Here is a 24568-nt window from a genome sequence, read left to right on the forward strand (position 1 = left end):
GCGGGGCGGCCGGGCCGGCTCAGCCCTTGACGTAGCTGCCCGGGCCCGAGCGAAGCACCGGGTACTTCGCGCTGCCCATCGACGGCGGGTCGATCATCGGCCCGGAGGTCTCGTCGGACCAACGGGCCCAGTCGTCCCACCAGGTGCCCTGCTTGCGCGCCGCCGTGGTCCGCCACTCGGCGCCGGTCGCCGGCAGCTGCTCGTCGCCCTCGGCGACCTGGTACCAGACCTTGGGTCCGGGCGGGCTGACGATGCCGGCGATGTGCCCGCCGCTGCCCAGCACGAACCGCACCGGTCCGCTGACCAGATTGACGGTCTTGTAGGCCGATTCCCACAGCACGATGTGGTCGTTGATCGCGCTGACCACGTAGACCGGCGACTTGATCACGCTCAGATCGATGGTGGCGCCACCGATCTCGAGCGTGCCGGCGGCCAACTTGTTCTGCACGTAGAAGTTCTTGAGGTAGAACGCGTGCATCGCCGCGGGCATCCGGGTGCTGTCGGCGTTCCAGGCCAGGATGTCGAAGGCGGGCGGCGGCTGACCCATCAGCCAGTTGGAGACCACGTAGTTGAAGATCAGGTCGTTGGCCCGCAGGATGTCGAAGGTGCCGGCCATCGTCTCGCCTTCGAGCGTGCCCGCCTTCTTCATCTTCTTCTCCAGCCGCTCCACCGACTTCAGGTCGGTGAACGCGCCGAGCTGGCCGGGCTGGTCGTAGTCGAGCATGGTGTTGAGCAGGGTCAGCGTGCCGACCCGGTTGTCACCCTGCTGGGTCAGGAATGCGGCGGTGATGGCGGTCATCGCCCCGCCCAGGCACAGCCCGACGATGTCGATGGTCTGCGCCCCGGTGATCTCCTCGATCACGTCCAGCGCGGTCTGCGGCCCGTGCACCAGGTAGTCGTCCATGGTGGTGCCGGCCATGTCGGCCGACGGGTTCTTGTAGCTGATGGCGAAGACCGTGCGCCCGTGCGTGACCGCCCATTCGATGAAGCTGCGGTTCGGCGCGAGATCCATGATGTAGTACTTGTTGATCCAGGGCGGGCTGCACAGCAGCGGGGTGGCGTGCACCTGCTCGGTCTGCGGCTCGTACTGCAGCAGCTCCATCAGCTCGTTCTGGTACACCACCTTGGCCGGGGTGCAGGCCAGGTTGACGCCGACCTCGAAGCCGCTGCGGTCCACCTGCTGCGGCTTGCCGCCGTTGTTGATGACGTCGCCGACGAAGTTGCGGGCGCCCTTGAGCAGGCTGGCCCCGGCGGTGTCGAACGCCTTCTGCAGGGCGGCCGGGTTGGTCGGCAGGAAGTTGGTCGGGGCCAGCGCGTCGACGATCAGATCCAGCGCCATCATCGCCTTGCGGCTCTCGTCCGGGCTCAGATTGGCCGAGCCGACCAGCTCGCGAGCCGCCTTGGCCGAGGCCAGGTAGGCCATCCGGATCGAGTAGTAGGCCGGGTTGTCCTGCCAGGCCGCGGCGGCGAACCGGCGGTCCTTGGGATCGGCGTCCACCGGCGGGGTGACGTCCCGGCCCAGCCAGCGGGCGCCCGCCGCGACCGGGATCCGGACCAGGTCACCGGCCAGATGGAAGGCGGACTTGATGGGCACGGTCGGCTGGGTGACCGAGGTGCGCAGGGCCTTGGCCAACGACTCGCCGAACCCGGCGACGTCGACGTCCTCGAAGATGTCCGTCTCAGGCGCGAGCACGCTGGCCGCCCGCTCGGCGACGTCCCGCAGTGCCTCTGGAAGTTCCGGTGCCATATTTCCCATCCTTTGCCCGACGATCGCCATGATGGCCGTTTCCGGCGGCCCTCCCGCTGGTCGGAACACCTAGGCGCAGGAGTGCCGCAGCGGGGCCGATGCCGGTATCTGTGAATTTCAACCGACCCCTGGAGGCGATGATGTCACTGCTCGCCGGTTCAGCGCCCGGTACGGAACCGGTCGACGGCGTGGCAACCGCCACATCCCGTCCGCCGCTGCGTACCGCGATCGCCACCGTTTGCATCTCCGGCACGCTGGAGGACAAGCTCGCCGCCGCCGCGGCGGCCGGCTTCGACGGCGTGGAGATCTTCGAACCGGACTTCGTGGTGTCCTCGTCGTCGGCGCGCGAGGTGCGGCAGCGGTGCGCCGACCTGGGCCTGTCGATCGATCTGTACCAACCGTTCCGGGACTTCGATTCCACCGACCCGGCGCAGGTGGAGCTCAACCTGCGCCGCGCGGACCGCAAGTTCGACGTGATGGAAGCCCTGGGCACCGACCTGATCCTGGTCTGCTCGGCGGTCTCCCCGACCGCCGTCGACGACAACGCGGTGATCGCCGAGCAACTGCACCGGCTGGCCGAACGGGCTCGGCAGCGGGGCATGCGCATCTCCTACGAGGCGCTGGCCTGGGGCACCAAGGTCAACACCTACGACCGGTCCTGGGACATCGTCCGGGCCGCCGATCACCCGGCGCTGGGCGTCTGCCTGGACAGCTTCCACATCCTGTCCCGCGGGTCGGACCCGGCCGGCATCGAGCAGATCCCGGGCGAGAAGATCTTCTTCCTGCAGCTGGCCGACGCGCCGTTCATGAACATGGACGTGTTGCAGTGGAGCCGGCACCACCGGCTCTTCCCCGAGCAGGGCACGTTCGACCTGCCCGCCTTCCTGGGCCATGTGTTGACCGCCGGTTACACCGGTCCGCTCTCGCTCGAGGTGTTCAACGACGTGTTCCGCCAGTCCGACCCGGGCCGGGCGGCGGTGGACGCGCACCGCTCGCTGCTGGCCCTGTACGAGTCGACCGTGGGCAGCGTGCCGCTGGACCGGGCCGGCTCGGTCACCGGCGATTCCGGCGCGGTCGGGACCTCGGGGTCGGACCGGCAGGTGCCGCCGGCCCCGGAACTGGGCGGCTTCGCCTTCGCCGAGTTGGCCGTCGACGACGAGAGCGGCCCGGCGGTCGCCGCCACCCTGTCCTGCCTGGGCTTCGTGCACTCCGGGCAGCACCGCAGCAAGCCGGTGCAGCTGTGGTCGCAGGGTGATGCGCGGGTGCTGCTCAACGCCGCCCGCGGGCTCGACGAACACCCGACCGGGGCCGCGGTAGCGGCCATCGGCTTCGAGACCCGGGACCCGGCGGCCGCGGCCGTGCGCGCCCAGGCCATGCTCGCCCCGCTGCTGCCCCGCCGGGTCGGCGCCGGCGAGGCCGACCTGTCCGCGGTGGCCGCCCCCGACGAGACCGCGGTGTTCTTCTGCCGGACCGGGGCCGCGGACGCGAGCAGCTGGATCGGCGATTTCGAACCGACCGCCGCCGCGGCCGGGACCTCCCCATTGGGGCTGCGCCGCATCGATCACGTGGCCCTCACCCAGCCCTACGACCGGTTCGACGAGGCCAGCCTGTTCTTCCGCTGCGTGCTGGGCCTGCCGACCCGGCACAGCTCGGAGATCGCCGCGCCGTTCGGCCTGGTCCGCAACCGGACCGCGGCCAACGTCGACGGCTCGGTCCGGATCGGGATGACCGTCTCGGTGCTGCGCCGCGGCGGCCAATGGGCGCCCGGGGTGACCGACCCGCAACATGTGGCGTTCGCCACCGACGACATCGTCGCGGCCGCTCGAGCGGCCGTCGCGGCCGGCGCCCCGGTACTGCCCGTGCCGGCCAACTACTACGACGACCTGGACGCCCGGCTGGCCCTGCCGGCCGAGCAACTGGCCGCGCTGCGCGAGCTGAACCTGTTGTACGACCGCACATCTGACGGCGAGTTCTGGCACTTCTACACCGCCGTCCTGGGCGGGCGGGTGTTCTTCGAGGTGGTCCAGCGGATCGGCGACTACCAGGGCTACGGCGAGGTCAACTCGCCGGTACGGATGGCCGCGCACCGTCGGCAACGACGCGCCACCACGTCCATCTCGTCCTGAACCGCCCCGGACCATCGGCGATGGTCCGGGGATCGTCGTAGCCTGGAGTCGACGACGGTCGACACAGCTCCTCAACGTCGCGTGGTGTCTTTTCTCGGTGCCGCGCCGTCGGGATCATCCGGCATGCCAGGAGGAGCCCATGACCACGTCCACCACCACTCGCGCCCGCGCCGCGCTCAGCCGGCGGCTGCTGCTCTTCGGCGCCGACCGGTCCATCCAGACCCGGGAGCTGCAGCGCCGGATCGACTCGCTCGGGCCCGACCTGGCCGACGCGCCCGGACTGCACGCGGCCCTGAGTGCGGCCCGGGCCTGGGAGTCGGCCGTGCTGTGGCTGGCCTGGCGGCTGCAGCCCCGCACCACGACCGGGCTGTAGCCGCCTCCCCACGGCCGTTGCGCTCCGCCGGCGCGCGGACTCCCTAGCGGTCGCCGGCGGCGTGCCGGCCGGCGATGTAGCCGAACGTCATGGCCGGGCCGATGTTGATGCCGCCCGACGGGTAATGCCCGCCCATCACGTTCGCCTGATCGCTGCCGGCCGCGTACAGGCCCGGGATCACCGACCCGTCGGCCCGCAGCACCCGAGCGTCGGCGTCCGCGCGCAGGCCGTAGAACGTGCCGAAACTGCCGGGCAGCACCCGGATCGCGTAGAACGGACCCTGCTCCAGCGGGGCCAACGACGGGTTGGGGCCGTGGTCCTTGTCGCCGGAGCCGCGATTGAAGACGGTGCGCCCGCGGCCGAACTCGGGGTCCTGCCCGAGCCGGGCGTGGGTGTTGAACTCGGCCACCGTCCGCTCCAGGCCGGCCGGGTCGATCCCGCACTTGACGGCCAGCTCGCCCAGGGTCTTGCCGCGCTTCATGTAACCGTTCCGCAGGTACGGGAAGGTGGGCACCGGGAACGGCTTGGCCATGCCGAACGGGTACCGCCGCTGGAACGCGTGGTCGCAGATCAGCCAGGCCTGCACCGGCTCACCCTCGGGGGCGGCATCGATCATCGCCGTCGTGAACTGGTAGTAGCCGTCGGCCTCGTTGACGAACCGGCGGCCGGTGGCCGTCACCGCGATCAGGCCGGGCTTGCCCCGGTCGACGATGTGCGGGTAGGTGCCCACCCGCCCGTTGCGGTACGGGACCAGCGAGACCGGGCACCAGGCCGCCGGAGAGGCCAGCGAGGTGTCCAACGCGGCGCCCACCCGTTCGGCCACGGTGATCCCGTCGCCGGTGGTCTCGGCCGGGGCCAGGGTCCAGTGCTCACGGCCGGTCGGGGTGCGCGGGTAGAACTCGGCCCGCCGGTAGACGTCGCGGGGGAAGCCGCCGGTGGCCAGCACCACCCCGCGCCGCGCGCGGATGGTCACCGGGCCGGACGGGTGCTGCACCAACGCGCCGGTGACCCGCCCGTCGGTGTCGATGTCGTTTTCGTTGTCGGTGCTGGTGTCGGTCAGCAGCTGCATCACCGGTGAGTCGACCCACATCCGCACGCCGGCCTCGTCGGCGGACTTGATCAGCCGCGCGATCAGGGCCGGGCCGTTCACCAGCTGCATGCCGCGCCGCTGGGTGAGCAGATCCCAGACATGGAAGGCGACCCGCCAGGCGGCGTGGAAGAAGGACTTGACGTCGGCCGTGGCGTGCAGGAACGCCTGCAGGTCCGGGCCGGCCATGATGCCCATGCCCAGGAACGAGGTCTCGTACAGCTGGGGGCGGACCAGCGCCCGCAGGTCCTTGCGCAGCTTGCGGGCGTTGATCGGCTTGGGCCCGACCGAGCGGCCGCCGGTGCCGGCGCCGGGCAGGTCGCCCAGGATGTCGGCGATCCAGGTGCCGCTGACGAACTGCAGGCTGGTCTGGTTCTCGAAGAAGTCGACCATCTTCGGGGCGTTGGCCAGCAGGGCCTCGACCCGCGGCTCGTCGTAGTTCTCCCCCAGCGCGTGCTTGAGGTAGGTGCGCGGCTCGTCGACGTCCTCGACGATGCCGTCGGCCCGGGACAGCGGATTGAGCGGCGCCCACATCCAGCCGCCCGACCAGGCGGTCGCCCCGCCCAGGGTGGAGGCCTTGTCCACGACGATCACGTCCAGGCCCTGGTGCGCGGCGGTCACCGCGGCGGACAGGCCACCCGCACCCCCTCCGGCGACCAGCAGGTCGCACTCCACCGTCCGGTTGCTCGTCGTACCCGTGTCCACGTTCGACCCTTCCTTCGTCCGGCCTTCAGTAGACGGGGCCGGCCGGGTGCGGGTCCACGCGCTTCCGGTCGCCGGAAGCCGCTGCGGTCCCGACGGTTCGACCCGCAGACTCGGTGGCATGTCACCCAGTGCCGGCTCCCCCGCCCCCACCGCCGTGCTCGGTCCCGCTGGCTCCGCGCCGCCGCTGGTGCTCAGCTCGTACACCCTGGGTACCCGGGTGGCCTTTCCCGACCGGGTCCGCGCGGCCGCCGCGGCCGGGTTCGAGGGCATCGGCCTGCGCGCCGAGAACTACTGGGACGCCATCGAGGCCGGGCTGGACGGCCCGGCGATGGCCGAGATCGCCGCCAGCGCCGGGGTTCCCGTGCTCGAGGTGGAGTACGTGACCGGCTGGGGCACGGCGGCCGACCGCACGCCCGAGCAGCAGCGCAAGGAACGCACAGTGGTCGAGATGGCCCGCACCTTCGGGGTCCGGCACCTCAACGCCGGCCTGCTCGAACACCTGCCGGTCGAGCAGATCACCGAGGAGTTCGCCGGGCTGTGCGACCGGGTGGGCCCCGAGCTGACCGTCGCGTTGGAGTTCATGCCCTACAGCGGGGTGCCCGACCTGGCCACCACCGGCCGGATCCTGCGCGACGCCGGTCGGTCCAACGGCGCCGTCATCGTCGACGTCTGGCACTGGGCCCGGTCCGGAATGACCGCGGCCGATCTGGCCGCCGTGCCGGCCGCCGCGATCGTGGCCGTGCAGCTGTGCGACGTGCAGGCCACCCCGATGGACCCGCTGCGGGCCGAGTCCCTCGGCCACCGGTTGCCGCCGGGGCAGGGCTACGGCGACGCCGCCGGCATGGTGCGCGCCTTGCACGAGCACGGCGCCACCCCGGCCGTCGTCACCGTCGAGGTCATCTCCGACGCCCTGGTCGCGCAGGGCGTCGACCAGGCGGCCGCCGTCTCGCACGCGGCCGCCGTCGACGTACTCCGCTCCGCCGCCACCCCCTAGCCCCGGCCGCTCTCCGGTCCAACCCGCTTACCCGCCCCGCCCCCGCTTCCCGCGCGGATCAACAACGCCGGCGCGGCCCAAATCGTCGACTCGCCTCCCTCCAGTCACATTCGGTGCAGTTTCATCCGCGCAGGGATCCACCGTCGGCGTCGGCCCACGGCGGGTCGAGCCGCCATCCGGTCGGCAGGGACGCGTGCGGGCGCAGCCGGGCCGCCTCCTGGACCCGGTGCAACAGCAGGCCCGGCCGATGCACGGCGTCGGCCCAGGTGTAGCGGACCACCCCGTAGCCCAGCCCGCGGATCAGCCGCTCCCGTTCCTTCTCGTCGGTGACGATGACGTCGGCGTCCGGCCGATTGCGGTATTTCACGGCGCCGTCGCCCTCCAGCACGACCCCATCCTCGGGCAGCAGATGGTCGACACGGAACCACCGGGAGCCGGCCCCGATCCAGACATTGCTCAGTGGCACGGGCCGATCCGCCGCGAGAAACGCGTAGCGGGCCACCGATTCGAGCGGGCTTTCGGCCCGCCCGTCGGCGTGTGCGGCGACCCAGGCCACGGTCGCGATACCGGGATAGGCCAGCATGTGCTCGGCGATCCGGGTCAACGCCTCCCGATCCACCCCGGTGTGCAGGACGGCGTCGGCGACCACCAAGCCGTCCCGCGGACCGAGGTGCCGGGCAATGTCGACCGCGCAGAAGGCCGGGCTGACCACCGGCACCCGGGCCCGTTCGGTACGGCAGGTCAGCGGCAGGTAGCCGCGCCGGACCCGGCCGTAGGGCGAGCGATCGTGCCCGACGTGGGCGTTGCCCGGGCGGATCGCCACCGGCAACCCGCTCGGGTCATCGACCAGGGGCAAACCGAGCAACAGGGCGGCGGCCTCACCGGTGAGGTGGGCGTCCTCGCGCAGACACAACCCAAAGGCCAAGGCGCGCAACCGGAATCGCTCGCGCTCGTCGGCCGCCGCCCAGTCCTGCTGGCGGACGAAGGCGGCCTTGCCGACCCGGATCAGGTCGGCGCGATCCACCCCGCGGATCAGCAGCGCCCGCGGCAGCCCGCCGGTGACCACGTCATGCAGATGCACGACCGGGCCCCAGCGGGCGAACAGTTGGTCCAGGAGGCGACGGTCGGCCAGCACACTCATGACGCCGAGGATGACGGCTGGCCGCGAAGTTCGGGCAACAAATGTCGCCATTGTGGACAACCGGCGAGGGCCGATCCGGGTTGTGCACAACTAGCGGATCCCCGGCGCGGATGAAGTCGTTGACAACGTCCCCACCAGTCACAAGAGGTGGCTCTCCTGCTGAATCAGTGGGTCGTTTGTTGGGGTGGGGAATGGCAACACGCCGCTCCCGCGCCTAGGTTCTGGGGCTGTCTGAAGGTCCCGGAACGGTGGGCGGAGAGCGGCGTGCGCGGAAACAGGGTATGGCATCGGGCGTTGGGCCTGATGGGGGCGATCGTCGAGGACGTCGACGTCAATGATCCGGACTTGATCGTGGTGCGGGTCCGGCCAGTGAAGAGGTGGGCGGGGCGGTGTGGCCGGTGTCGACGCCGGTCGCCGTGGTACGACCGGGGCGCCGGCCGCCGGCAGTGGCGGACGGTGGACGTGGGGTTGTCCCGGGCGGTGGTGGAGGCTGAGGCCCCTCGGGTGTCGTGCCGTGAGCATGGCGTGGTCGTTGCGCATGTGCCCTGGGCCAGGCACGGCGCGGGCCACACCCTGGTGTTCGACCGGACCGTGGCGTGGTTGGCCACTCAGACCTCGAAGACGGCCACGACCCAGCTGTTGCGGATCAGTTGGCGCACTGTCGGGGCGATCGTGTCTCGGTACTGGGCCGATCATGAACGGTTGCAGGACCGGTTACGCGAGGTCCGCCGCCTCGGGATCGATGAGATCTCCTACAAGCGTGGCCACCGGTTCCTCACCGTCGTGGTGGACCACGACACCGGTCACTTGTTGTGGGCGGCACCCGGCCGGGACTCGGCAACGTTGCACCAGTTCTTCGATCTTCTGGGCCCGGATCGGTGCGCTCTGCTGACCCATGTCTCGGCCGACGGCGCCACCTACATCAGCACGGTCGTCAAGCAGCGATGCCCGAACGCGGTCCGGTGTGCTGACCCGTTCCATGTTGTTGGGTGGGCTACCGACGCCTTGGACAAGCTACGACGCATCGTGATCAGCACGGCCCGTCGGCAGGCCCGCCGGGCCGCCGTCGACCGCATCGCGGGCGGCTCGAGCCCGGTCGTCACCGCCGGGCAAGCCGGCGCTGACCTGGTCAAGGGCATGGCCGGGGCCCGGTCGGCGTTGCTGCGAAACTCGGAGGACCTCACCGAGAATCAGCAGGTCAAACTGGCCTGGATCGCGCTGACCGACCCCGACCTGCACCGCGCGTATCTGCTCAAGGAAGGCCTTCGACTGATCTTCAAACTGCCGGTCGAGCAGGCCGCCACCGCCCTGGAGAACTGGATCACCTGGGCGCGGACCGCCGGCATCGGCCTGTTCAGCAGCCTGGCGAAACGGATCACTCGACATCGAGCCAGCATCCTGGCCGCGATCGAGCACCACATGTCCAACGGCCGCGTCGAGTCCGTCAACGCCAAGATCAGGCTGATCACCCGAGTCGCGTTCGGGTTCGCCTCTCCACACGCCCTCATAGCCCTGGCTATGCTCCGGCTGGGCGGACACCGCCCAGCACTCCCAGGCCGCGGCTAACCCACAGACACGGCAGGAGAGCCCAAGAGGTGAGGTTTCATCCGCGCCGGCGAAGTTGATCCGCGCGAGGCCGGGGTGGATCCGCGCGAGGCCCGGGGTGGATCCGCGCGAGGCCCGGGGTGGATCCGCGCGAGGCCCGGGGTGAATCAGGCGGTGATGTCGACGGGGCGGCCGGTGCGGGCGGCCTCGATGACCGCGTCGACCACCTTGAGGGTCTTGAGGCCGTCGCGGCCGCTGCAGACCGGTTGCTCGTCCCCGCGGATGACGGCGGCGAAGTGGGTGATCTGGTTGGCCAGCGGGTCGCTGCGCTCCAACTCGATCGTCGACGAGGTCAACGGCTCCCACCAGGACGGGGTGCCCTCGTAGACCTTGAGCCGCATGGTCGGCACCGACAGCGAGCCGCGGGTGCCGGCCAGGTGGTAGCAGTCCTCGTCGGGGAAGCTGTCGTAGCTCTTGTTCTCCAGCGAGGTCTGCTCCCACGAGCGCGGCGAGGCGGCGGTGTCGGACAGCACGAACGTGCCCAGGGCCCCGTTCGCGAAGGTGAAGACCATCGCCGCGGTGTCCTCCACCGCGAACCCGCGGGTGGCGTCGGAGGTCACCGCCTGCACCCGCACGATGTCCCCGACCAGCGAGAGCAGGTTGTTGACCTCGTGAATCAGGTTCAGCAGGATCGGGCCGCCGCCGGGCTGGGTGCGCCACCCGCCGCCGACCTCGAAGTAGTCGTCGGGCTTGTAGAACAGGGCGGTGCCGACCACGGCGACCAGGTCGCCCAGCACGCCGCTGCGCACGACCTCGCGGGCCCGCGCCATGATCGGGCTGTAGTTGCGGTGATGGCCGGTCAGCACCGGCACCCCGGCCGCCTCGCCGGCCTCGACCAGCCGGGTGGCCGCCTCGACGGTGTCGCCGATCGGCTTCTCGACGATCACCGGGACCCCGGCCGCGACGCACTCCAGGCCGCCCTGCACGTGCACCTGGTTCGGCGTGGCCAGGATGACCCCATCGACCCCGCCGGCGGCGAACAGCTCGGCCAGCCCCGCGTACCGGGGCACGGAGTATCTCGCCGCGACCTCATCGGCGGCCGGGAACGGATCGACGATGGCGGCCAGGTCGGCCACGGTGCTCGCGTCGATCTCCTCGATGTGCCGCCGGCCGATCAGGCCGGCCCCGGCGACCGCGATCCGGACCGGGGCGCCGGCGGCCGGCGGGCTCACGTGCGCACGCCCGGCTTGAGGTTCTTGCTCACCTCGGCCTCGTGCAGCTCGTACAGGCCGCGGACGGCCAGCGAGTACCCGACGACGCCGAAGCCGACGATGATCCCGCGGGCGACTGGCGAGATCACCGAATGGTGCCGGAACTCCTCACGGGCATGCACGTTGGAGATGTGCAGCTCGATGACCGGGACCTGCGCCCCTTCGATGGCGTCCCGGATCGCGTACGAGTAGTGGGTGTGCGCACCCGGGTTGTAGACCATGCCGATCGACTCGCCGGCCTTGAACGCGGGGCCGGTCTCATGGATCCAGTCGATGAGCTGGCCCTCGTGGTTGGACTGCAGGAACCGCAGCTCCAGGCCGAGCTTCTCGGCGTCGGCGCGGACCAGATCCTCGACGTCGGACAGCGTGGTGTGTCCGTACACCTCGGGCTTGCGGGTGCCGAGCAGGTTCAGGTTGGGCCCGTTCATGACGGTGATCGACGGCTTGATCGACATGGGTCGAATTCTCTCCGGTAGGCAGCTGGCTCGGGAACGCGGGGTCGGACTAGGGCGGGAACGCGGAACGGCCGGTCGACGACAGTCGACCGGCCGTCCGCCGATGATGCTGGATCGGTCAGGAACTCAGACGGGCTGGTCCGTCCGGGTCGACCGGATCCGGTCGTACTCCTCCTTGGGCACCGGCACGGCGTCCTTGTTGCCCAGGTCGTTCATGTGCACCCGGAAGGTCTCGCGGTCGCTGAAGGCGGCGATGGCCGCAATGATGGCCAGGCCGAAGGTGATGCTGCCGACCGTCCAGACGACGTCCATCTCGATCGAATCGGCCAGCGCCCGGCAGGTCTCGCCGTTGACGATGGCGTCCGGCACGAACTTCTTGTCGACCACGCACGGGTTGGTCGGGGTCGGGCCGACGATGGCGGCGTAGATGGCCGGCAGGAAGGCGGTGATCAGGGTGCCCAGGTTCTGCGAGACCGCGAAGCCGGTGACCCGGGTCTTGGTCGGGAACAGCTCCTGGAAGAAGGACGGGAACACCGCGTTGTAGCCCTGATACACGCAACCCCACATCAGCATGGCGAACAGGAACGCCATGGGCAGGTTGGCTTCGCTGACGAAGTACAGGTACGGGTAGGCCAGGATGCCCGAGCCCAGGCAGCCGACGATGATCACCGGGCGACGACCGATCTTGTCGGCCAGGTTGCACACGAACGGGATCAGCACGACGGCGATGATGTTGCCGGAGACCGAGATCCACAGGTAGTTGGTGGAGGTCAGCCCCACGCCGTAGGCGGCGGAGGTAGCGAAGGTGGCGCCGAGACGGTGACCGCGGTCGGAATGGCGTTCATCAGCGCCATGCAGGCCACGCGGACCATGTCGATGCCGTTCTCCTTGACGACCTGCACGATCGGCGCCTGCGGCACCTCGCCGTGTTCGGCCTCCTCGGCGAACGCCGGGGTCTCGTCGACGTTGCGACGGATCATGTAGCCGGCCAGCACGACCAGCGCGGACAGGAAGAACGGAACCCGCCAGCCCCAGGACTGGAAGGCCTCGGTCGGCATCAGGGCCGACAGCGGCAGGAAGATCGCGGCGGCGAAGACCTGGCCGGCCTGGACACCCTGCAGGGTGAAGCTGGCGTAGTAGCCGCGACGGCCGAACGGCGCGTGCTCGACGATCATCGCGCTGGCACCGGAGATCTCGCCGCCGACCGCGAAGCCCTGGATCAGGCGCAGGGCGACCAGCAGGATCGGGGCCCAGATGCCGATGGCCGCGTAGCTGGGCAGCAGACCGACGCAGAACGTCGAGAACCCGATCAGCAGCATGCACAGCACCAGCACGTTCTTGCGACCGTGCTCGTCACCCCAGTGACCCAGCACGAACGCACCGATGGGCCGGGCGACGTAGCCGACACCGAAGGTGGCGAACGAGGCGACGATGCCGACCTGGGCGTTGTCGCTCGGGAAGAACAGGGTCGGGAAGATCAGCGCCGCGGCCTGGCGTAGATGAAGAAGTCGTAGTACTCCAGGGCACTGCCGATCCAGCCGCTGGCCGCGGCCTTCTTCGGGGTTTTGACGTGCTCCGTCGGTTCGTGCGAGCCCGGTGGCTCCTTGATGACGTCTGCCATGTGGTTCTCCTCGTCACGGGTCGCCGGGCGCGACTTGCGTCGGCTGTGAAGTAGTCCACAGCGCGGACCACACCCGGTCAACGACACCGGGGGCGCTTTCCGCTGGACGGCAGCACACGAGCGGACCGGTCACGGATCGGGGGTCAGTGCAGTGACGAAACGAAAACGATTGACAGACAAAAGGGCTCGCTGCGAAGGCGGGACCTGGGTCGATGCGCGGTGCGGGGACCCGGCAACGCAACGGCGGATTTTTTCGATCGTCGCAACAAGGGTGGGTCCACCGGCAGCGGTGGACCCACCCTTGTCGGCGGGTCGAAATCTTCAGCAGATCACGGGACGAACCGGTGACGCATGATCATGTTGACGACGACCGCGAGCAATCCGATGACGATCAACATCCAGGCGACGAGCTCGAAATCGGGGCCGCCCCGGTAGAGCAGGACGATGCCACCGAACAGCACCAGGGCCGAAAAACCCATGGCCAGAATCCACCGCCAGCGTGCGGCCGACGCGTCGTTCATGGCTGGATCAACGAGGTTTCACGAAGCTCGTCGGCGGTGGTGGTGCCGAAGCCGAAGAACTCCAGGTAGGCCGGGATCTGCTCGTAGAGCATGTCGGTACCGATCTGGATGGGACAGCCCTTGTCCAGCGCGGCCTGCAGGAACGGCGTGATGGTCTGCTTCATCACCACGTCGGCGACGAACGTCCCCGGCGCGATCCGATCGACGTCCACGGGTAGCGGGTCGCCGTCCTGCATGCCCAGCGGGGTCGCGTTGGCCACCAGGTCGAAGCCGTCGGGATCCTTGGAGCCGATGGTCACCTTCACCGCCGGGTAGTGCTGGTTCAACCGCTCGGCCAGGGCTTCGGAGGCTTTGATGTTCGGGTCGTACAAACCGATCTCGGCCAGCCCGTCGGCGACCAGGGACGCCGCGATGGGCGAGCCGACCCCCCCGTTGCCGACCACCAGGGCCCGCTTGCCGGTGACGTCGAAGCCCTTGCGGGCCACCCCGCGGGCGAAGCCGGCGCCGTCGAACTGATCGCCCAGCAGCGAGCCGTCCTCGCGCAGCAGCACGGCGTTGGCCGCGCCGGCCACCTGGGCGATCGGGGTGAGCTCGTCGACCAGCTCGGTCGTGGTCACCTTGTGCGGCATGGTGACCAGCGCACCGCGGATGTTGGACATCTTGAACAGCAGCGGGAAGAACTCCCGGTACTCCTCGGGCTTGACCCCCATGGGCACCACAACCGCGTCGATGTCGTTCTTGTCGAACCACGGGTTGTAGATCAACGGCGCCTTGAAGGCAAAGGTCGGGTAGCCCAGGTGCGCGATCAGTGTCGTCTTGCCGCTGATCATGTGTTCTCCTCCGGTACTCAGGGACGGGCCGTCAGGCCTTGAGCTGCTTGCTCATCGCGTCGAAGAAGACCTGAGAGGTCTCCCGGACGAAGTTGGCATGTGTGCTGGCCAGGGTGTTGGCCCAGTCCAGGCCGGAACCCTTGGCCGCCTGCTCCTCCAGGGTGAGCAGGCTTTCCAGCACCTTCTCGTAGCCTTCGAGCCAGGTCAGGCCGTTCTGCTTGGCCTGGTCGATGACCCGGTCGCTGAGTTCCTTGACCCGCGCGGTCGCGGCCTCCAGGTCGGCAGGCATGTCGGGAACAGTCATGAGGCGACTCCTTTTCGGGCGACATCGACCTGTCCGGGCAATCCGGCGGGCCGGCACTGGCAGATTGTCACGACGGACCTGGGCGGGCAGGGTGATCCCCGCCTCTTCCGACCAGTGAGAGCGGCTGGAGGTGGCGGCCGGGCCGCACCACAGTCATCGTGATCGGTGCCGCCGGGCGGTGGCACAGCGACGCCGGCGCGGAGCCGGCCGTCCAACCGAACACGTGGGAGGTCGCGTTGACGAGCTCGAATCCGGCGGACACGTCCGTCACTGCAGGATCGACGGCGGCCGGATCGACGGCGGCCGCACCGACCGGGCCGCGGGTGGTCGACGTCCATGCGCATGCGATGCCGATGCCGCTGCTGCGCAGCCTGGCCGACCGCGGCCTGGCCGACGTCTCCGCGGTCGATCAGGGCATCGTCCGGCTCGACCCGAAGGTCAGCGGCGTGGGTCCGGGAGCTCCGCTGCCGCTGGCCCGCTCCCAGCACGACGTGGCCACCCGGCTGGTCGAGATGGACGCGGCCGGCGTCGACGTGCACGCGGTGTCGTTGCCGCCGTTCCTGTTCGCCACCAACGCCGACGACGCGGGCTTCGCCACCGGCATCGTGGCCCAGGGCAACGACGAGCTGGCCGGCTACGTCGCCGGCGCCCCCGATCGGTTGGTCGGCCTGGGCTACGTGCCGCTGGGCTGGCCCGGGGTGGCCGACGAGGCGGTACGCGTGCTCGACGAGCTGGGCCTGGCCGGCATCGCGATCGGCAGCCAGGGCGGCGGCAAGGATCTGGACGATCCGGTGAACGAGGATCTGTGGGCGTTGCTGGCCGAGCGGAACACCTTCGTGTTCCTGCACCCGTCGGGCATGCCGGCCGGTCCGCGACTCAAGGACTACTGGATGCCGCAGCTGGTCGGGTATCCGATGGAGACGGCGATCGCGGTGGCCCGGCTGGTGTTCAGCGGCACCCTGGAGCGGTACCCGATCACCCTGTGCCTGGCCCACGGCGGCGGCTGCGTGCCCTCGCTGCGCGGGCGGATGGACATGGGCTGGGAGCGCAAGGACGTCGCCCACACCAACGACCACCCGCCGACCCACTACACCGATCGGCTCTACTACGACACGGCGGTGTTCAACACGACCGTGCTGAGCCGGATCGTGCAGGACGTGGGCGTCGAGCACGTGCTGATGGGTACCGACCACCCGTTCGAGCTGGGCGATCCGACGCCGCGAAAGACCGTGGGCGACCTGGGGCTGAGCGAGGCGGACACCGCGGCCATCCTGGGCGGCACGGCCAGCCGGTTGCTCGGGTTGGCCTGAGGCGGGGTCGAAAGGCCCGGCCGGTGTCCACTCGACGGAAGATCGCCCGCGCAGGGTCCACCGCGAGCCCCCAACTCCTAGTTTGAAGGCGCCGGCGATGCGGGCCCGACCCGGAGCCGGGGAAACGGTGGCGACAGTGGAGCGAGGGAAAGGGGAAGCGAATGCGAGGTGACCGAACGGGATGAGCCTTTACATGGTTCAGCGCTGCTTGTTCGACCACTTGCGGCGGTTGGAGGCAGCCGGCGACGGCCCGAAGCCGGACCTGGTGGTGGAGGGCTACGACCTGACGCCCGAGGAGGAGAAGGCTCTGCTGGAGCCGGACATCGGCGCCATCTACGCGATGGGCGTCCACCCGGTGATCCTCAACGGCTTCTGCCGCGCCTTGGGCTACAAGCGTGCCGACTACCGACCCTTGCTGGAGCAGTCCGGCGCCGTCCCCGAGAGGAAGAAGACCCGGTGGCAGAAATAGTCATGGCCTATTCGGCCTCCCACGCGCCGATGATGACGGCGGACCCCGGGTCCGCCCCGCGCGAGCAGGCCGACAGCTTCTTCGGTGCGCTGGAAAAGGTCCGCGACAAGTGTCGTGAGCTGGACGTGCAGGCCATCGTGATGATGACCGGCGAACACTTCACCAACTTCTTCCTGGACGGGCTGCCGCAGATCGCGATCGGCCTGGACGACGAGCACCTGGGCCCGCCCGAGGTGTGGCTGCAGGTGCCGAAGAAGATGGTGCCGTCCAACGCCGGTCTGGCCGCGCACATCACCGCGAGCCTCATCGAGCAGGACGTCCAGCCGGCGCTGTCGTACGGCATGAAGATCGACCACGGCTTCATGACCGTCTACTACTGGCTCGACAACTCCATGGAACTGCCGATGGTGCCGATCGTGCTGAACTGCACGACGCCGCCGCTGATGACGATCCGGCAGTTCCACGAGTTCGGCAAGAAGCTGGGCAAGGCGATCCGGTCGTACGAGGGTCTGGAGCGGGTGGCCCTGGTGGCCGGCGGCGGGCTGTCGCACTTCGTCGGTGAGCCGCGGATCGGCGACATCGACGAGGAATTCGACAACTGGTTCCTGGACATCCTGGCCAAGGGTGACCTGACCGACATCATCGACATCCCCAACGACGAGCTGATGGAGGCCGGCAACGGCACCGGCGAGATCCGGGCCTGGGTCGCCCTGGCCGGCGCGATGAACGACGCGCCGGGCGAGGTGCTCTCCTACGTGCCGGTCTACGAGTGGATCAACGGCATGGGAGTCGTGCTGTACAAGGGCGACTCCGAGGCGGCTGCGGCCGTCTGACCCGACCCGGTCCGGCGCTGCACCCCGATCACCGTCCCCGGCATCCTCCAGGATGCCGGGGACGCGTCGTCTGGTGCGCCGGAACGCCAGACCCGACCCGACTTGAGAAGGTGGCATCAATGATCCGCTGGGGATTGATCGGCGGCAGCGACATCGCCGCGACCCGGATGATTCCGGCCCTGCGGGCCCTGGGGCAGTCCCCGGTGGCGGTGAGCAGCAGCAGCGCCGAGCGGGCCGAACTGTTCGCCGGCCGGCACGAGATCGCCCACGCCTGCCGCGATGTCGACGAGCTACTGGCCCGGGACGACATCGACGCGGTGTACATCAGCAGCCTCAACCGGTTGCACGCCGAGCACACCATCGCCGCCGCGGCCGCCGGCAAGCACGTGCTGTGCGAGAAGCCGGTCGCCCTGGACGTCGCCGACGCCGCGGCGATGGTCGCCGCGTGCGATCGGGCCGCGGTGGTCTTCGCGGTCAACCACCATCTGCCCGCGCACACGAGCAACACCGTGATCCGCCAGCTCGTCGCCGACGGGGCTGTGGGCGAGGTCAGATCGATCCGCGCGTTCTTCGCCTACGAGCTGGCCCCGCGGCTGCGCGGCTGGCGGTTGACCGACCCGGCGGTCGGCGGCCCGATCCTCGACCTGGTCCCGCACGTGGCGTCGGTGGTCAACAAGATCGCCGGGACGCCGTCGTCGGCCGTCGCGATCGCCGTCCGGCAAGGCACCTGGGACGGGCCGGCACCCGACGGTGCGGCACTGCCCGAGGACACCTGCATGGCGGTGGTCCGCTACCCCGACGACGTGCTCGTCCAGATCCACGTCGGCTGGGCGACGCCGCATGCCCGCAACGGTCTGGAGGTCAACGGCAGCACCGGGTCCGTCGTCGGCACCGGCGTGCTGTGGGCCGACCCGATCGGCGCCGTGACCGTGGTGGACAGCGACGGGCGGCGCGAGATCGCGCTCGAGCAGCACGTCGATCCGTACCAGGAAACGCTGTCGGCCTTCGCGCGGGCGGTGACCGACGGCACCCCACCGGTGGTGAGCGGCCGCGAGGCGGCCACCGCCCTGGCGCTGACCCTGGCGGTCCGCCGGGCCGCGGCCAGCGGGACCACGGAGCCGGTCGAGCTCGCATCCCCCTGACGCCGGGGCGGGCCCCCGGTCCACGGCCGGACTGCGGGCCCCGCCGCCCTCTCCCCGGCGCGGATCATCTACCTCTGCGCGGATCAACCTCCCCCGTTTTGTGATGGGTGAGGCGAAAGTCAACGACTTGTGCCGCGCCGGCGTAGATGATCCGCGCGGGAGGAGGTGGCGGCGCCGGGGCGGGGGGTGCGGGTGGGGGTGGGGGCTGTGGGGGCGGCGAAGAGCCAGCGGGCCAGCAGCCGGGCGGCCCGCGGCATCACCACCCAGGTGGCGATGGCGGTGACCGGGACCGAGATCAGCACGATGTGCAGGGGCAGCGGCCAGCTGTCCAGGCTCCAGCCGTAGACCAGGCTCAGGGTCAGGTTGAGCAGGTAGAAGACCGTCGCCGAGACCAGGAACATCTTCCATTTCGGCGGGGCCGGGGCGGTCCGCCCGGGCAGCGAGAACCAGGTCTCCAGGCCGGAGACCCGTTGCACCGCGGTCGATTCGACCAGATGCTCACCCTCGGCGAGCCAGCGCGCGCGCTCCGGCGAGGTCTCCCAGGCGGCCAGGTGCGCGGCCGAGTCGAACCGGAAGACCACGTGCCAGGGGTCGCCCACCCGGCTCGGGCGCAGCATGCCCGCGCCCAGGAATCCGGGGTACCGGGTGGCCAGCGCGGTGAGCTGGTCGCTCCAGCGTTCGAAGTCGTCCTCCCGGCCGGCGGCCACGCCGCGGGCCACGGTCACCGTGACTGGCTCCGGGCCCGGGGGGACGGCCGGGTCCCGGTCCCGGGAACCCGGCCGTCCCGCCACGGTCAGCCGACCTCGGCTTCCCAGTCCCGCTGCTCCAGGGAGTCGCGGATGTGCATCAGGAACAGCGATGCGGTCGATCCATCGAACGCCCGGTGGTCGTAGACCAGACCGATGATGCCCGTCGGGTGGATGGCGATCGCGTCACCGACCGCGACCGGCCGCCGCTTGACCCCGTCGGTGCACAGGATGGCCACGTTCGGCTGGTTGATGATCGGCGAGGACGCATAGCTGGCAAAGGGTCCCGGGTTGGTGATGGTGAAGGTGGACCCCTTCATGTCCTCGGCGCCGAGCTTCTTGGACCGGGCCGCGCCGGCCAGCTCGGTGATCTTGCGGGCCACCCCGCGCATGTTCAGCGAGTCGGCGTCCTTGACCACCGGCACGACCAGGCCCTGCTGGTCCAGATCGACCGCGATGCCCAGGTTGACGTACGGGTGCAGGGTCATCGTCTTGGCCTCGATGTCGATCGAGGAGTTGACGGTCGGGAACGCCCGCAGCGCGTCGATGGTCGCCCGGGAGACGAACGGCAGGTACGACAGCGAGGCGCCGGTCTCCTTCTTGAACCGATCCTTGTGCTTGACCCGGACCTTCTCCACGTTGTCGAAGTCGACCTCGACCGAGGTCCACACCGACGCCGAGGCGGCCAGCGAGGCGACCATGCCGTTGGCCACGGCGATCCGCATCCGGGACAGGGTGACGACCTCGTCGCGGGGATCGGCCACACCGGCCGGGACCGCCGGCCGGGGGGCCGTCGTGGCTGGGGCGGCGGCGGGTGCCGCCGGAGCCGGGGCGGTCGCCGCTCGGGCCGCCGGGGCCGCGGCCCCGTTGGTGCGCGCTCCCCCACCGGCGATGGCCTTCTCCACGTCCTCGCGGCGGATCCGGCCACCCTCGCCCGTCCCGGTGAGGGCACTGACATCCAGGTTGTTCTCGGCGGCCAGCCGCCGCACCAGCGGCGAGAGCATCCGTCCCGGTTCGGCCTTGGAGCCGATCACGATCGTGGTCGCGGTGGACGAGCTGGGACCGGCCGAGGCCGAACCACTCGCCGTCGGGGCCGCGGCCGGGGCGCCGACGCTGGCGCCGGCCTCGCCGATCCGGGCCACCGGGGTGCCGATCGGCACGGTCTGCCCGGCCTGGACCAGGATCTCCAGCAGGACCCCGTCGTAGGGGCTGGGGATCTCGGAATCGACCTTGTCGGTGGACACCTCGAACAGCGGGTCGTCCATCTCGACGGCGTCGCCGACGTTCTTGAGCCAGCTGGTCAGCTCGCCCTCGGTGACGGTCTCGCCCAACTTGGGCATGGTGATGTCATGCACCAGCCCGGCCGGGGCGCTGACGCCGGGGGCCTCGTCGGCCGGGCCCTCGGAGCCGCCCATCTGCGGGGCCGCGCCGTCGCCGAGCGCCGGGCCGCCGGCCGCGGCCACGTGGTGGCCGGTCTCCGGCAGCCGCCCCTCGACCGGCGCCACCGAGGCGCCTTCAGGGACGATCCGGGCCAACTGGGTGCCGATCGGCACCGTCTGTCCGGCCGGCACCAGGATCTCGGCCAGCACCCCGTCATAGGGGCTGGGGATCTCGGAATCGACCTTGTCCGTGGACACCTCGAACAGCGGGTCGTCAAAGGCGATCGGATCACCGACGTTCTTGAGCCAGGTGGTCAGCTCGCCCTCGGTGACGGTCTCGCCCAGTTTGGGCATCGTGACGAACCATTCGTCGGACATCCAACGTCTCCTGGTCTTTGATGGTTTCGAGTGGGGAAGGGCCTCAGCCGTGTAGCGAGCGCCCGGAGAAGGTGATCATGGTTTCGCCGATCGCCTCGGACAGGCTCGGGTGCGCGTGGATCAGGCGGCCGACCTCGCTGGGCAGGGCCTCCCAGTTGACCGCCAGGTAGCCCTCGTGCATGAGCTCGCTGGCCCACGGACCGACCAGGTGCATGCCCAGGACCGGGCCGTCCTTGGCGGCGACGATCTTGACCAGGCCGTCGGTCTCGCCCAGGATCATGGCCCGCCCGTTGCCGGCGAAGCTGTGCTTGTGCACGACGACGTCGTGGCCGGCCTCCCGGGCCTGCGCCTCGGTCAGCCCGGACCAGGCGACCTCGGGGTGGGTGTAGACGACCCAGGGGATCTTGGCGTAGTCGACCGGCACCGGGTTCTCCCCCAGGAAGTGGTCGACGGCCAGCACGGCCTCGGCGTAGGCGACGTGGGCCAGACCCGGGGTGGGAACGCAGTCGCCGATCGCGTACACGCCCGGCTTGCTGGTCAGCATGGTGGTCGGGTTGACCTCGAAGAAGCCGCGGTCGGTGATCCTCACCCCGGCCTCGGCGGCGCCCACGGTCTCGGTCACCGGGCGTCGCCCGATCGAGACGAGAACCTGCTCCACCTCGAGCTTCTCGCTGCCCTTGGGGGTCTCGAAGGGCACCAGCACACCGTTGCTGGTGCGCTCCAGGGTGCCAACCCGGGCCTGGGCATTGATCTTGGTGCCGCGCTTGGTCAGCGACTTGGCCAGGACGTTGGCCACGTCGCGGTCGGGCCCGATCGGCAGCACGCCGTCGTTCATCGCCTCCAGCAGCGTGGTGTCGACCCCGAGATCGGTGTAGACGGAGGCGAATTCGGCGCCGATGACGCCGCCACCGATCACCACGGCCCGCTCCGGCAGCTTGTCCGCGGTGCTGTTGGTGGCGTGGTCGGAGGTGATGATCCGCTCACCGTCGATGTCCATGCCGGGGATCGCCCGCGGCACCGAGCCGGTGCACAAAATGGTGGCCTTGCCCTTGAGGGTCTGCCCGTCCACCGAGACCGAGCCGTCGGCCAGCAGCCGGCCCTCACCGATGACGACCTGCACCTTGCGCCGCTTGAGCAGGCCGGACAGGCCACCGTGCAACTGCTTGACGATGCCGGCCTTGCGGGTGTTGGCGGCGGGCCAGTCGGGTTCGGCCTTGAAGCCGTCGGGCAGCTTCACGCCGTGCGCGGCGGCGTGCTCGACCGTGCGGAAGACCTCGGCGGCATGCAGCAGAGCCTTGGCCGGGATGCAGCCCCGGTGCAGGCAGGTGCCCCCGACCTTCTCCTTCTCCACCAGCGCGACCGACAGGCCCGCCGAGGCCGCGTACAGCGCGGCGGCGTATCCGCCGGGACCGCCGCCGAGAACCACGATGTCGTGGTCGGCCACGTCAGTTGTTCCTTCCGAAGGTGAGCACCGCGCGGCGGGCCGATGGGCCCGCCGCGGCGGCGAGGGTTGAATCGAGCGATGCCGGTGGCACCGGACCGGTCAGGCCCGGGCGACCGCGCGGATGGCGGCGGCGATCTCGGCCGGCTGCGGGATGACGGCGTCCTCCAGCGGGGGGCTGGTCGGCGTCGGCGTGTTCTTCGCGCCGATCCGGGCCACCGGCTGGTCGAGGTACCAGAAAGCCTCCTCCTGGATGGTGGCGGCGATCTCGGCGCCGTATCCCATCCGCTTGGCGGCCTCGTGCAGGACCACGGCCCGGGAGGTCTTCTTGACCGAGTTGACGATCGTCTCCACATCCAGCGGGACCAGGGTGCGCACGTCGATCACCTCGACCGAGATGCCTTCCTTGTCCAGCTCGTCGGCGATCTCCAGGCCCTGGTGCACGCCGGCCGAGTAGGTCACCAGCGTGATGTCCCGGCCCGGCCGGACCACGTTGGCCACGCCCAGCGGGATCGGGTCCATGGACAGCGGACCGGCCGCCTTGAGCCGCCGGTACAGGTACTTGTTCTCCAGGTACAGCACCGGGTTGTTGTCCCGGATCGAGGAGATCAGCAACCCGGCCGCGTCCTGCGGGGTGCCCGGCATGACGATCTTGAGGCCCGGCACGTGGGCGAAGTAGCTCTCCACGCTCTGCGAGTGGGTGGGCCCGGCCCGCAGCCGGCCACCGAACGGCGCCCGCATGGTCACCGGCATCGGGTCGCCGGTCCGCCAGTGGTGCCGGGCCAGCACGTTGATGATCGGGTCGAACGCGCACGAGATGAAGTCCGCAAACTGGAACTCGACGATCGGGCGCAGCCCGACCAGGGCGGCACCGGCCGCGAGGCCGGTGAAACCCGTTTCCGCGATGGGGGTGTCGACGACCCGGCGGGGTCCGTACTTGTCCAGGAAGCCCTTGGTCACCTTGAAGGCGCCGCCGAACTGGCCGACGTCCTCGCCGATGATGAAGGTGTCCGGGTCGCGCTGCATCTCGTGATCGAGCGCCAGCGCGACGGCTTCCAGGTAGGTCGCCTGGCCGTTGTCCTTGGGTCCCGCGTCCTGGTTCAGGATGGCCGGGAGCGTGTCAGTCGGCATAAACGCCATCCTCGATGTTCTCCGCCGTCGGCATCGGATCGGCGAGGGCCTTCTTGCGTGCGTCGATGGCCGCCTGGCGGGCCTGCTTCCGGGTGTCCTCAGCTGTCGCCTGGTCGATGACACCGGCGGCCACCAGCCGCTTCTCGAACAGCTCGACCGGGTCCTTCTTCGACCATTCCTCGAACATCGCCGGCGGCACGTAGTCGGCCGGGTCATGCTCGGCGTGCCCGTGCATCCGCATCGTGATGCCCTCGACGATGGAGGGTCCCTTACCCGCGCGGGCCCGCTCGACGCCTTCGGCGACCGCGTCGTGCACGGCGAGCACGTCGGTGCCGTCCACAGTGACCCCGGGAATGCCGTAGGCCTTGGCCTTGTCGGAGAACTGCATCGACTTGGACTGCATCGAGATCGGCGTCGAGTAGGCGAACTGGTTGTTCTCGATGACGAACACGTTGGGCAGGTCCAGCACGCTGGACATGCTCAGCGCCTCGTGGAAATCGGCCCGCGAGGTGGAGCCGTCACCGCAGAACGCCAGGCAGACCTTGTCCTGCCCACGGTATTTCGCCGCGAATGCCATGCCGGTGGCCACCGGGAAGTTGGCCGGGATGTGGCTGGGCAGGTTGTAATGGCCCAGGTCGAGCCGGCCGTAGTGCAGGGTGCCGTCGCGACCGCCGGTGGGCGAGGTGGCCTTGCCCATGAAGCTGGCCATCACCTGCCACGCGTCCATGCCCCGGTACAGGTGGGCGCCCAGATCGCGGTGGATCGGGGCCATGTAGTCGTCCGCGCGCAGCGTGGACGCCGCGCCCACGCTGATCCCCTCGTGCCAGTGCCCGGTGTACAGGGAGCCGAGCAGGTCGCCACCCTTGTACATCGCGACCATCCGGTCCTCGACCGCCCGGGTCAGCACCATCGCGCGGTAGATGCGCAGCAGCAGATCCCGGTCCCGGGATCCCAGGTCGTCCGCGGCATCGGCGGCCGCGGCCGCCGGTGCTTCCTTCGTCTTGGTGGCCATCGTGTCC

General features: G+C 70.1%; 21 protein-coding genes and 1 pseudogene. 8 read left to right on the forward strand and 14 right to left on the reverse strand.

What is annotated here, in order from left to right; all coding sequences use genetic code 11:
* Positions 1-19 precede the first annotated feature (19 nt).
* On the reverse strand, positions 20-1747 hold the full coding sequence (locus tag NAMU_RS20265; RefSeq protein ID WP_015749204.1) for a PHA/PHB synthase family protein: 1728 nt from the start codon (positions 1745-1747) through the stop codon (positions 20-22).
* A gap of 188 nt (positions 1748-1935) precedes the next feature.
* On the opposite strand from NAMU_RS20265, the gene NAMU_RS20270 reads away from it, so the two are divergent.
* Together NAMU_RS20270 and NAMU_RS20275 are read left to right on the forward strand one after the other, a co-directional pair.
* The gene (locus tag NAMU_RS20270) at positions 1936-3873 is read left to right on the forward strand and encodes a bifunctional sugar phosphate isomerase/epimerase/4-hydroxyphenylpyruvate dioxygenase family protein (RefSeq protein ID WP_015749205.1); all 1938 of its coding nucleotides are present in this window, start codon (positions 1936-1938) and stop codon (positions 3871-3873) included.
* A 139-nt stretch (positions 3874-4012) separates the two neighbouring features.
* Complete coding sequence (locus tag NAMU_RS20275) at positions 4013-4246, forward strand: hypothetical protein (RefSeq protein ID WP_015749206.1); 234 nt, start codon at positions 4013-4015, stop codon at positions 4244-4246.
* A 43-nt stretch (positions 4247-4289) separates the two neighbouring features.
* Here NAMU_RS20275 and NAMU_RS20280 read toward each other — a convergent pair whose 3' ends face one another.
* Complete coding sequence (locus NAMU_RS20280; RefSeq protein WP_015749207.1) at positions 4290-6038, reverse strand: FAD-dependent oxidoreductase; 1749 nt, start codon at positions 6036-6038, stop codon at positions 4290-4292.
* Positions 6039-6156: 118 nt separating this feature from the next.
* Between NAMU_RS20280 and NAMU_RS20285 the strand changes: the two genes are divergently transcribed.
* On the forward strand, positions 6157-7032 hold the full coding sequence (locus NAMU_RS20285; RefSeq protein ID WP_015749208.1) for a sugar phosphate isomerase/epimerase family protein: 876 nt from the start codon (positions 6157-6159) through the stop codon (positions 7030-7032).
* Between the two features lie 121 nt (positions 7033-7153).
* On the opposite strand, the gene NAMU_RS27690 is transcribed toward NAMU_RS20285, so the two are convergent.
* On the reverse strand, positions 7154-8173 hold the full coding sequence (locus NAMU_RS27690; protein WP_015749209.1) for a hypothetical protein: 1020 nt from the start codon (positions 8171-8173) through the stop codon (positions 7154-7156).
* 264 nt (positions 8174-8437) lie between these two features.
* Here NAMU_RS27690 and NAMU_RS20295 point away from each other — a divergent pair, with 264 nt between their 5' ends.
* Positions 8438-9739: an ISL3 family transposase gene (locus NAMU_RS20295; RefSeq protein ID WP_015749210.1), complete on the forward strand. Its 1302-nt coding sequence runs from the start codon at positions 8438-8440 to the stop codon at positions 9737-9739.
* Between the two features lie 146 nt (positions 9740-9885).
* On the opposite strand, the gene NAMU_RS20300 is transcribed toward NAMU_RS20295, so the two are convergent.
* The 6 genes and pseudogenes from NAMU_RS20300 to NAMU_RS20325 all read right to left on the reverse strand — a co-directional run bounded on the left by NAMU_RS20300 (position 9886) and on the right by NAMU_RS20325 (position 14720).
* Positions 9886-10950 carry a Gfo/Idh/MocA family protein gene (locus tag NAMU_RS20300; RefSeq protein ID WP_015749211.1) on the reverse strand — a complete coding sequence of 355 codons (1065 nt, stop codon included), beginning with the start codon at positions 10948-10950 and terminating at the stop codon, positions 9886-9888.
* Positions 10947-11444, reverse strand: a complete 498-nt coding sequence (aroQ, locus tag NAMU_RS20305; RefSeq protein WP_015749212.1) for a type II 3-dehydroquinate dehydratase — start codon at positions 11442-11444, stop codon at positions 10947-10949. Before aroQ ends, NAMU_RS20300 begins: the two co-directional genes overlap by 4 nt.
* A 126-nt stretch (positions 11445-11570) precedes the next feature.
* A pseudogene (locus tag NAMU_RS31945) lies at positions 11571-13065 on the reverse strand (MFS transporter).
* A gap of 329 nt (positions 13066-13394) precedes the next feature.
* On the reverse strand, positions 13395-13586 hold the full coding sequence (locus NAMU_RS20315) for a hypothetical protein (protein ID WP_015749213.1): 192 nt from the start codon (positions 13584-13586) through the stop codon (positions 13395-13397).
* On the reverse strand, positions 13583-14416 hold the full coding sequence (locus NAMU_RS20320; protein ID WP_015749214.1) for a shikimate dehydrogenase family protein: 834 nt from the start codon (positions 14414-14416) through the stop codon (positions 13583-13585). The genes NAMU_RS20315 and NAMU_RS20320 overlap by 4 nt, the downstream gene beginning before the upstream one ends.
* A 31-nt stretch (positions 14417-14447) precedes the next feature.
* Positions 14448-14720, reverse strand: a complete 273-nt coding sequence (locus tag NAMU_RS20325) for a hypothetical protein (protein WP_015749215.1) — start codon at positions 14718-14720, stop codon at positions 14448-14450.
* Between the two features lie 236 nt (positions 14721-14956).
* Between NAMU_RS20325 and NAMU_RS20330 the strand changes: the two genes are divergently transcribed.
* From NAMU_RS20330 to NAMU_RS20345, 4 genes are all read left to right on the forward strand, one after another.
* On the forward strand, positions 14957-16030 hold the full coding sequence (locus NAMU_RS20330; RefSeq protein WP_217180532.1) for an amidohydrolase family protein: 1074 nt from the start codon (positions 14957-14959) through the stop codon (positions 16028-16030).
* A 181-nt stretch (positions 16031-16211) separates the two neighbouring features.
* Positions 16212-16499, forward strand: a complete 288-nt coding sequence (locus NAMU_RS20335) for a hypothetical protein (RefSeq protein WP_052308026.1) — start codon at positions 16212-16214, stop codon at positions 16497-16499.
* Positions 16487-17332, forward strand: a complete 846-nt coding sequence (locus NAMU_RS20340) for a DODA-type extradiol aromatic ring-opening family dioxygenase (protein WP_015749218.1) — start codon at positions 16487-16489, stop codon at positions 17330-17332. Before NAMU_RS20335 ends, NAMU_RS20340 begins: the two co-directional genes overlap by 13 nt.
* Before the next feature lie 119 nt (positions 17333-17451).
* Positions 17452-18474 (forward strand): Gfo/Idh/MocA family protein, encoded by a 1023-nt coding sequence (locus NAMU_RS20345; RefSeq protein ID WP_015749219.1) that lies wholly within the window; start codon positions 17452-17454, stop codon positions 18472-18474.
* A gap of 119 nt (positions 18475-18593) precedes the next feature.
* Here NAMU_RS20345 and NAMU_RS20350 read toward each other — a convergent pair whose 3' ends face one another.
* The 5 genes from NAMU_RS20350 to NAMU_RS20370 all read right to left on the reverse strand — a co-directional run bounded on the left by NAMU_RS20350 (position 18594) and on the right by NAMU_RS20370 (position 24561).
* Positions 18594-19199 (reverse strand): antibiotic biosynthesis monooxygenase, encoded by a 606-nt coding sequence (locus NAMU_RS20350; RefSeq protein WP_169312529.1) that lies wholly within the window; start codon positions 19197-19199, stop codon positions 18594-18596.
* 68 nt (positions 19200-19267) lie between these two features.
* Positions 19268-20977 (reverse strand): 2-oxo acid dehydrogenase subunit E2, encoded by a 1710-nt coding sequence (locus tag NAMU_RS20355; RefSeq protein WP_015749221.1) that lies wholly within the window; start codon positions 20975-20977, stop codon positions 19268-19270.
* Between the two features lie 43 nt (positions 20978-21020).
* Positions 21021-22421, reverse strand: coding sequence for a dihydrolipoyl dehydrogenase (gene lpdA, locus NAMU_RS20360; protein WP_015749222.1), 1401 nt, complete (start codon positions 22419-22421; stop codon positions 21021-21023).
* 99 nt (positions 22422-22520) lie between these two features.
* Positions 22521-23549 carry an alpha-ketoacid dehydrogenase subunit beta gene (locus NAMU_RS20365; protein WP_015749223.1) on the reverse strand — a complete coding sequence of 343 codons (1029 nt, stop codon included), beginning with the start codon at positions 23547-23549 and terminating at the stop codon, positions 22521-22523.
* Complete coding sequence (locus NAMU_RS20370; protein WP_015749224.1) at positions 23539-24561, reverse strand: thiamine pyrophosphate-dependent dehydrogenase E1 component subunit alpha; 1023 nt, start codon at positions 24559-24561, stop codon at positions 23539-23541. Before NAMU_RS20370 ends, NAMU_RS20365 begins: the two co-directional genes overlap by 11 nt.
* Between the last annotated feature and the right edge of the window lie 7 nt (positions 24562-24568).

The sequence above is a fragment of the Nakamurella multipartita DSM 44233 genome, from assembly GCF_000024365.1.
Taxonomy (GTDB): domain Bacteria; phylum Actinomycetota; class Actinomycetes; order Mycobacteriales; family Nakamurellaceae; genus Nakamurella; species Nakamurella multipartita.

Coding starts and splice junctions, on each gene's coding strand:
- NAMU_RS20285 (WP_015749208.1), top strand. CDS start 6,157: ATGTCACCCAGTGCCGGCTCCCCCGCCCCCACCGCCGTGCTCGGTCCC.
- NAMU_RS20345 (WP_015749219.1), top strand. CDS start 17,452: ATGATCCGCTGGGGATTGATCGGCGGCAGCGACATCGCCGCGACCCGG.
- aroQ (WP_015749212.1), bottom strand. CDS start 11,444: ATGTCGATCAAGCCGTCGATCACCGTCATGAACGGGCCCAACCTGAAC.
- NAMU_RS20275 (WP_015749206.1), top strand. CDS start 4,013: ATGACCACGTCCACCACCACTCGCGCCCGCGCCGCGCTCAGCCGGCGG.
- NAMU_RS20325 (WP_015749215.1), bottom strand. CDS start 14,720: ATGACTGTTCCCGACATGCCTGCCGACCTGGAGGCCGCGACCGCGCGG.
- NAMU_RS20365 (WP_015749223.1), bottom strand. CDS start 23,549: ATGCCGACTGACACGCTCCCGGCCATCCTGAACCAGGACGCGGGACCC.
- NAMU_RS20320 (WP_015749214.1), bottom strand. CDS start 14,416: ATGATCAGCGGCAAGACGACACTGATCGCGCACCTGGGCTACCCGACC.
- NAMU_RS20335 (WP_052308026.1), top strand. CDS start 16,212: ATGAGCCTTTACATGGTTCAGCGCTGCTTGTTCGACCACTTGCGGCGG.
- NAMU_RS27690 (WP_015749209.1), bottom strand. CDS start 8,173: ATGAGTGTGCTGGCCGACCGTCGCCTCCTGGACCAACTGTTCGCCCGC.
- NAMU_RS20370 (WP_015749224.1), bottom strand. CDS start 24,561: ATGGCCACCAAGACGAAGGAAGCACCGGCGGCCGCGGCCGCCGATGCC.
- NAMU_RS20265 (WP_015749204.1), bottom strand. CDS start 1,747: ATGGCACCGGAACTTCCAGAGGCACTGCGGGACGTCGCCGAGCGGGCG.
- NAMU_RS20315 (WP_015749213.1), bottom strand. CDS start 13,586: ATGAACGACGCGTCGGCCGCACGCTGGCGGTGGATTCTGGCCATGGGT.
- NAMU_RS20355 (WP_015749221.1), bottom strand. CDS start 20,977: ATGTCCGACGAATGGTTCGTCACGATGCCCAAACTGGGCGAGACCGTC.